At 76.4% G+C, this 6,875-nt stretch carries 7 protein-coding genes; 5 read left to right on the forward strand and 2 right to left on the reverse strand.

The window, feature by feature from the left end; genetic code table 11:
* Positions 1–13 precede the first annotated feature (13 nt).
* On the reverse strand, positions 14–1,528 hold the full coding sequence (locus ACWDD9_RS27400; RefSeq protein ID WP_449812966.1) for a multicopper oxidase family protein: 1,515 nt from the start codon (positions 1,526–1,528) through the stop codon (positions 14–16).
* Between the two features lie 379 nt (positions 1,529–1,907).
* Here ACWDD9_RS27400 and ACWDD9_RS27405 point away from each other — a divergent pair, with 379 nt between their 5' ends.
* The 5 genes from ACWDD9_RS27405 to ACWDD9_RS27425 all read left to right on the forward strand — a co-directional run bounded on the left by ACWDD9_RS27405 (position 1,908) and on the right by ACWDD9_RS27425 (position 6,501).
* Positions 1,908–3,407 carry a pyridoxal phosphate-dependent decarboxylase family protein gene (locus ACWDD9_RS27405; protein ID WP_449812967.1) on the forward strand — a complete coding sequence of 500 codons (1,500 nt, stop codon included), beginning with the start codon at positions 1,908–1,910 and terminating at the stop codon, positions 3,405–3,407.
* Positions 3,404–4,135 carry a hypothetical protein gene (locus tag ACWDD9_RS27410; RefSeq protein ID WP_449812968.1) on the forward strand — a complete coding sequence of 244 codons (732 nt, stop codon included), beginning with the start codon at positions 3,404–3,406 and terminating at the stop codon, positions 4,133–4,135. The genes ACWDD9_RS27405 and ACWDD9_RS27410 overlap by 4 nt, the downstream gene beginning before the upstream one ends.
* Positions 4,132–4,833: a DUF6875 domain-containing protein gene (locus ACWDD9_RS27415; protein WP_074006289.1), complete on the forward strand. Its 702-nt coding sequence runs from the start codon at positions 4,132–4,134 to the stop codon at positions 4,831–4,833. The genes ACWDD9_RS27410 and ACWDD9_RS27415 overlap by 4 nt, the downstream gene beginning before the upstream one ends.
* Positions 4,834–5,222: 389 nt before the next feature.
* Positions 5,223–5,480, forward strand: coding sequence for a DUF6221 family protein (locus tag ACWDD9_RS27420; RefSeq protein ID WP_449812969.1), 258 nt, complete (start codon positions 5,223–5,225; stop codon positions 5,478–5,480).
* A gap of 76 nt (positions 5,481–5,556) precedes the next feature.
* The gene (locus ACWDD9_RS27425) at positions 5,557–6,501 is read left to right on the forward strand and encodes a hypothetical protein (RefSeq protein ID WP_449812970.1); all 945 of its coding nucleotides are present in this window, start codon (positions 5,557–5,559) and stop codon (positions 6,499–6,501) included.
* Positions 6,502–6,528: 27 nt separating this feature from the next.
* Here the strand turns inward: ACWDD9_RS27425 and ACWDD9_RS27430 are convergent.
* On the reverse strand, positions 6,529–6,875 hold a 347-nt coding region (locus tag ACWDD9_RS27430), incomplete at its 5' end, for a GNAT family N-acetyltransferase (RefSeq protein WP_449812971.1).

A 6,875-nucleotide genomic window follows, 5' to 3' on the forward strand; every position in this document is an offset into this window, starting at 1 on the left:
CGGGAGCGGGGTGTCAGGCGATCTCCATCTGGGCCATCATGCCCATCGCGGAGTGGTCCAGCAGGTGGCAGTGGTAGGGGTAGCGGCCGCGGTAGGAGTCGAAGGTGGCCTGCAGGCGCACGCTCTCGCCGGGCATCAGGCGCACGGTGTCCTTGAGGCCGCCCTCCTCGGGGCCGGGGGGTGCGCCGTTGCGCTGCAGGACGCGGAACTGCACCAGGTGCAGGTGGAAGTTGTGCGGGATGTCGGTGTTGGCGTTGTGGACCGTCCAGATCTCCGAGGTGCCGAAGGCGACGGCGGCGTCGACGCGGGCGGGGTCGTACTGCCGGCCGTCGATCAGGCCGAGCGGGGCCACGCCCGCGCCGCCCTCCTCGACCTTCAGGACGATGGTGCGCTCGCGGGCCACCGGGCCCAGCGGGGGCAGGGTGCGCAGCCGGTCGGGGACGCTGGAGGGGTCGGGGGCGGGGCGGCCGACGTCGAAGCGCAGGACCTGGCCGATGTGTTCGGCGGGGCCGGGCGGCATGGAGTTGGTGAGCACGACGCTGGTGCCGGGGCGGTAGCGGGAGAAGTCGATGACGACGTCGGCGCGCTCGCCGGGTGACAGGTCGACGGTGTCGGTGGTGTGGGAGCGTTCCAGCAGGCCGCCGTCGGAGCCGATCTGGGTGATGGGGCCGCCGTCGGCCAGGCGCAGGGAGAAGAAGCGCAGGTTGGAGGAGTTGAGCAGGCGGATGCGGTAGCGGCGGGCGGCGACGTCGACCTTGGGCCAGGGGCGGCCGTTGGCGAGGACGGTGGCGCGGCCCTCGGCGTCGTCCATCCGGTAGACGAGGTTGCCGGCGGTGTCGAAGCGGGCGTCGCGCAGGGCGATGGGCAGGTCGTAGCGGCCGGCGGGCAGCGGCAGGGAGGCCTCGGTGGCGTCGGTGAGCAGGTAGGTGCCGGCCAGGCCGCGGTAGACGTGCTCGGACTCCAGGTGGTGGGCGTGGTCGTGGAACCACAGGCTCGCGTGGGGCTGGTCGTTGGGGTAGGTGTAGGTGCGGGTCGCGCCGGCGCCCAGCAGGTTCATCGGGCCGCCGTCGCTGTCGACGGGGACGGCGGAGCCGTGCAGGTGGACGGAGACCGGGTCGTCGAGCAGGTTGGTCTGGCGGACGACCACCGGGCGCCCGGAGCGGGCGCGGATGACGGGGCCGGGGAAGGCGCCGTTGTAGGTGAGGACCTCGGTGCGGCGGCCGGGCAGGACGCGGGCGTAGGAGCGCAGCATGGTCACCGCGTAGGTGTCGGCGCCGCCGTCGGTGGAGACGGGGCTGAGCACCGGGGGCAGCGGCAGGGCGGTGGTGAACTTCTCCGCGAGCGCGGGGCCGGCGTCGGGGCCGGGGTCGGGGGCGGCGGCGCCGGCCGGGTGGGCGTGGCCGGCGTCCTTGGCGGCGGCGGCCGCGGTGGTGGCGGCGGAGGGGGCCGGGCGCAGCGTGGTGCGCACGAGCAGGACTCCTCCCCCGGTCGCCAGGGCGGCGCCGATCATCCTGCGTCTGGTCACCATCGCGTCGTTCCTCCCGCGTGAGCTCCCCCGGCCTCGCCCGGGTGGGGTGGGGCGGCCTTGTCCGGGGGTGATTGCAGCAGCGGCGGCTCGGGTCCCGGTGGGGTCCGGCTGGGGCCGTACGGGGTGGTGCGGGGGGCGGTGCGGGGGTGCCCGCGGCGGGGGCCGGGGCGGTGCGGGTGGGGCCGTCGGGCGGTGCGGTGGGTGAGCTGCGGGTGTTGCGGGCGCCTTGCGGGCGGTGGCCACGGTGGCTGCGGACGCGGTCGAGGAACGCTCAAGGACTCGGACGCGGTGAACGCTCGTACTCGCCAGGGGCCCGGCGTGCTGCTCACCCGCGCGTCGGCCCCCCGTTGTCGAAGGACTTGAGGGGAAGGGCCTGAGCGTGGACCTGCGGTACTGGCTGCCGAAGGCGGCCGAGGTGGCCGAGCGGTGGGGCGAGCGGTTCGGGCCGCTGGAGCCGCACCCCTCGCACCTGGTGGACGAGGCGGCGTTCGCGGCCGCCTTCGAGCGCTTCGCCGAGCGCCTGGAGCACAACTACCCGTTCTTCCATCCGCGCTACGCCGGGCAGATGGTCAAGCCGCCGCACCCGGCGGCGGTGGTGGGCTACCTGACGGCGATGCGCTTCAACCCCAACAACCACGCCTACGAGGGCGGGCCGGCCACCAACGACATGGAACGCGAGTGCGTCGCGCAGCTCGCCGCCATGTTCGGGCTGCCCGCGCACGTGGGCCACCTGACCAGCAGCGGCACCATCGCCAACCTGGAGGCGCTGTACGTGGCGCGCCAGAGCCACCCGGGCCTGGGGGTGGCGTACAGCCGCGAGGCCCACTACACCCACAGCCGGATGTGCCACGTGCTGGACGTCCAGGGGCACGCGGTGGCGGCGGACGCCGAGGGCCGGATGGACACCGGGGCGCTGGAGGAGCTGCTGCGCACCGGGCGGGTCGGCACGGTGGTGGTCACCTGCGGCACCACCGGGGCGGGCGCCGTCGACCCGGTGCACGAGATCCTGCCGCTGGCCCGCCGCTACGGGGCGCGGGTGCACGTGGACGCCGCCTACGGCGGGTTCTTCGCGCTGCTGGCCTCCGACGACGCGCTGGCCGCCTCCCTCGACGTGGACACGGCGCCGTGGCGGGCGATCGCCGGCTGCGACTCGGTGACCGTCGACCCGCACAAGCACGGCCTGCAGCCGTACGGCTGCGGGGCGGTGCTGTTCGCCGACCCGGACATCGGGCGGCACTTCGCCCACGACTCCCCGTACACCTACTTCACCGACGCCGAGCTGCACCTGGGCGAGATCAGCCTGGAGTGCTCGCGCGCCGGGGCCTCGGCCGCCGCCCTGTGGCTGACCCTGCAGCTGCTGCCGCTCACCGCGCGGGGGCTGGGCGCGGGGCTGGCCGCGAGCCGGCGCGCCGCCCTCGCCTGGGCGCGGCGGATCGAGGACAGCGCGGAGCTGACGCTCTACCAGCGGCCGCAGCTGGACATCGTCACCTACTTCCCCACCCCGGCCGGGCCGCCCGCGCTGTCGGCGGTCGACGCCGCGAGCGAGCGGGTCCTGCGCCAGGGCATGGCCGACGAGCACGACCCCGTCTACCTGAGCGTGCTGCGCGTGGACGCCGCCGACTTCACCCGCCGCCACCCGGGCGTGCGCGCGGACGCGGACGGGGCGCGGGTGCTGCGCAGCGTGCTGATCAAGCCGGAGGCGGAGGGGTGGGTGGCGCCGCTGCACGCGCGGGTGGCGGCGCTGGCCGCCTCGGCTACCGGTTCCCCTGTCTCTACCGTTCCGTCCGCTCCCTCTGCTCCGTCCGCTCCCTGTGTTCCGTCCACTCCTTCGGCTCCTTCCCCTTCGTCCGCCCCCTCGTTCGAGGAGAGTGCCCGTTGACCACCGCCACCGCCCTGCCCGCCGCCGCGGGCACCGCCTTACCGCCCCCCGGGCCCGCCGACAGCGCCGTACGGCCGGTCGTGCGCCCCGCCCGCCCGGGCGAGGAGGACGCCCTGGCCCGCGCGCTCGCCGACGCCTTCGCCGACGACGCGCTGATGCTCTGGGCCTTCCCCGACCCCGACCACCGCGCCCGCGTCCTGCCCGCCTTCTTCCGCGTCCACGTCGAGCAGTGCCTGGCCCACGGGGGCGCGCTGGCCGTCCACCGGGCCGCCGGCGACGGCGCCACGGACGACGGCGCCGAGGACGGCGAACCGCTGGGGGCGCTGCTGTTCCTGCCGCCCGGCCGCTGGGAGGCCCCGGGCCCGCGCGACGGCGCCGCCACCGCCGCCCTGGCCGAGGCGATCGACGCCGCCGGCCACGGCGAACCGGCCCGCCGCCTGGCCGCCATCACCCGCCTGCAGACCCTGCGCCACCCGCGCCACCGCTCCCACCACTACCTCGCCTTCGTCGGGGTACGCCCCGGCGCCCGCGGCACCCGCGCCGGGTGGGCCCTGCTGCACGCCTTCCTCACCGAGGTCGACACCGCCGGCCAGGCCGCCTACGCCGAGACCAGCTCCCCGTCCGGCGCCCGCCTGCTCGCCTGCGGCGGCTTCGCCCGCTTCGGCGAGGCCCTCGCCCTGCCCGGCGGCGGACCCCGCCTGGCCCCGGTCTGGCGGGGGCCCCGATGACCGCCCCCGCCGCCGTCGCCCCCACCGCTCCCGCCGCCGTCACCGGGGCGCTGCGCGTGTACAGCGCCGAGCACATCGACGCCGGCCGCGCCGCCGCGAGCCCCGAGGCCGCCGAGACCCTCGCCTGGGCCCGCGCCTTCCTCACCACCGCCCACCCCGACCTCGGCCGCAGCGGCCCGGTCTGCCCCTACACCCAGCCCTCGCTGCGCCGAGGCCTGTTCCACATCGCCGTCGCCGACACCTCCCCCGGCGCCTCCCCCGGCGGGGACCTGCCCGCGCTGGTGGCCGAACTGCGCGCCCACTACGACGCGTTGCTCGCCGACCTGGCGGAGGAGTCCGACCGCGAGCTGCTGACCGTCCTGCTGGTGCTGCCCCAGCTGGACCGCGAGGACTCCACCGTGCTGGACGAGCTCCAGCGCAAGGCCAAGGACGAGTTCGTCGAACAGGGCCTGATGATCGGCCAGTTCCACCCGGTCTGCGAGGAACCCGGCCTGTGGAACCACTCCTTCCGGCCGCTGCGCGCCCCCGTCCCGCTGCTCGCGGTGCGCAAACTGCTGGTCTTCGACCTGCCGTTCCTCACCGGCGACGAGACCCACCTGAACCACTACCTGGCCCGCTTCGCCCCCGAGGTCCCCGCCCGCATCCGCGCCCAGCTGGTCACCAGCGTCCGCGCCCGCCGGCAGGGCACCGCCGCCTGACCCCCTCCCCCCTGCGCGCGCGGAGCCCGGCCGGCGCCCGGCTCCGCGCGCGCCCCCACGGGAGGAAGCAACGTCCCCGTGGAACACGACACCACGGCGCCGAACGCGGCGGCCCTCCCGCACGAACTCCCCTAGGACGAACGGAAGTTCGGCCGCGACGGGACGACGGGCGCGGGCCACCCGACCACCGCGAACAGCCGCACCCCTGACCGGCCGGCCGGGGACGCCGGCCGGCCGGGGACGCGCGCAACCCGGCGCGCCGCCAAGCCCGTTCACCGACCAGGCCCCCGCCGCCCGCCTGCGGCACACGGCACCGAGCCGCCCCCGCGCCCTCCGGGCGGAAGGGCCCCGGCTCCCGGCCCGCCAGGGCGGCGCACCAGGACGGGCCCATGGACGACCTCCTGCGCTTCCTGCGCGCACGCAACGAGGAAGACAACCACGCCTACGCCTACGTGGCGCACGTCTTCGGCCCCGAGGCGCTCCTCGACAGCCACCTGCCCATGCTCGACCTGGTCGACCAGCTGGCCCAGGAGGGCATCACGATGAACCCTTCGGGCCCCCGCGCCGCCGGCCTCGCGTACGCGCTGCGCGTCCTCGCGCAGTCCTACCACGACCACCCCGGCTACCGGGAGCAGTGGCGCCCCTGACCGGCCGGAGGCGGCCGGGAGCGGCCGGAGGCGGGGCCGACGGCGGCCGCCCGCCCGGGTTCGGTAGCCTCCGGGAATGGCCGCCTCCCCGCACCCCGTCCGGCTCACCACCCGGCTCGTCGACGGACTCGTCTGCGCCTACGCCCCGGCCGCCGGCGCCGTGGGCGTGCTGTCGCCCGCCGTGGCCTGCCGGCCGGTCCCCGGGGACGGGGTGGTCGCCCACGCCGTCGCCGCCGACCTGCGGCACGCCTACTACACGACGCTCCACGCGGCCGTCTGCGTGACGGCCGACGGCGCGGAGGTCTGGCGCACGCCCTTCGAACCGGCGGCGGACAACGCCCACGGCCACCTGCCCGACTGCGAACTGTCCCCGGACGGACGGGTGTTGTGGGTCTACCGGCCCGACGCCATGGCGGGCCGCGACCGGCCGGACCAGTGGGTCGCCGTGGACGCCGCGAGCGGGGCGGTCCTCGCCCGGGCCGACCTGGAGACGGTCGGGCACGGCGGCGTGCAGCTGGCGCACCCGGCGAGCGGCGGGATGCTCCTCAATGTGGGCGAGGGGCAGGACGGCACCGCCGTCTACCGCGCGTCGCTGGCCGGCGGCCGGCTGGAACTCCTCCGCTACCCGTGGGACGACCGCTGCCTCATCGACCTGTCCCCCGACGGGCACCGCTTCCTGACCGTCGACCACGCCCAGAGGGACCTCGCCGTCCACGCCTTCCCCGGCGGCGAGACGGTGTTCACCCTCACCGTCGACGACTTCGGCCACGACCCGGACACGGTCTTCCTGGAGTGGAGCGGCGGCCACCTCACCCCGGACACCCTCCTGGCCACCCTCGTCGGCGAGACCGAGGACGAGGAGGACTGGTTCCGCCACTACCGCGTCGACGCCCGCACCGGCCGCGTCCACGGCGAGTTCGACGCCCACGCGGCGGACCCGTACGACCTGCGGCCGCTCGGCGACGGCTCCTGGCTCACCACCGGCCCCGGCGGCCACCCGGTGCGCCGCACCGCCTCCTGACGCCCCGACCCGGTGCCGCCGGCCCGGTCAGGCCGTCGGCGACGACCCCAGGTCGGCGGGAACCAGCGAGTACAGGACGAGGTCGGTGCGGCCGTGGTGGGTGAAGCCGGCGTTGCGCAGCACGCCCTCCTCGCGCAGGCCGGCGTTCAGGGCGGTGCGGCGGGAGGCGGTGTTGGCGGTGGCGGCCTTGAGCTCCAGGCGTTCGAAGGCCTGCGCGGTGAGCAGCCAGTGCGCCAGGGCGCGGGTGGCTTCGGCGGCGATGCCCCGGCCGCGGGCCTGGGGCCTGTCTTCGAACTCCCGTCGTCCGCCCGGAGGGCGGGCGGGGCGGCGTTGGGGTGCGTGCATCGCAAGGCGGAGGAGGGAGCCACTGCGGA

This window comes from Kitasatospora sp. NPDC001119 (assembly GCF_053598475.1).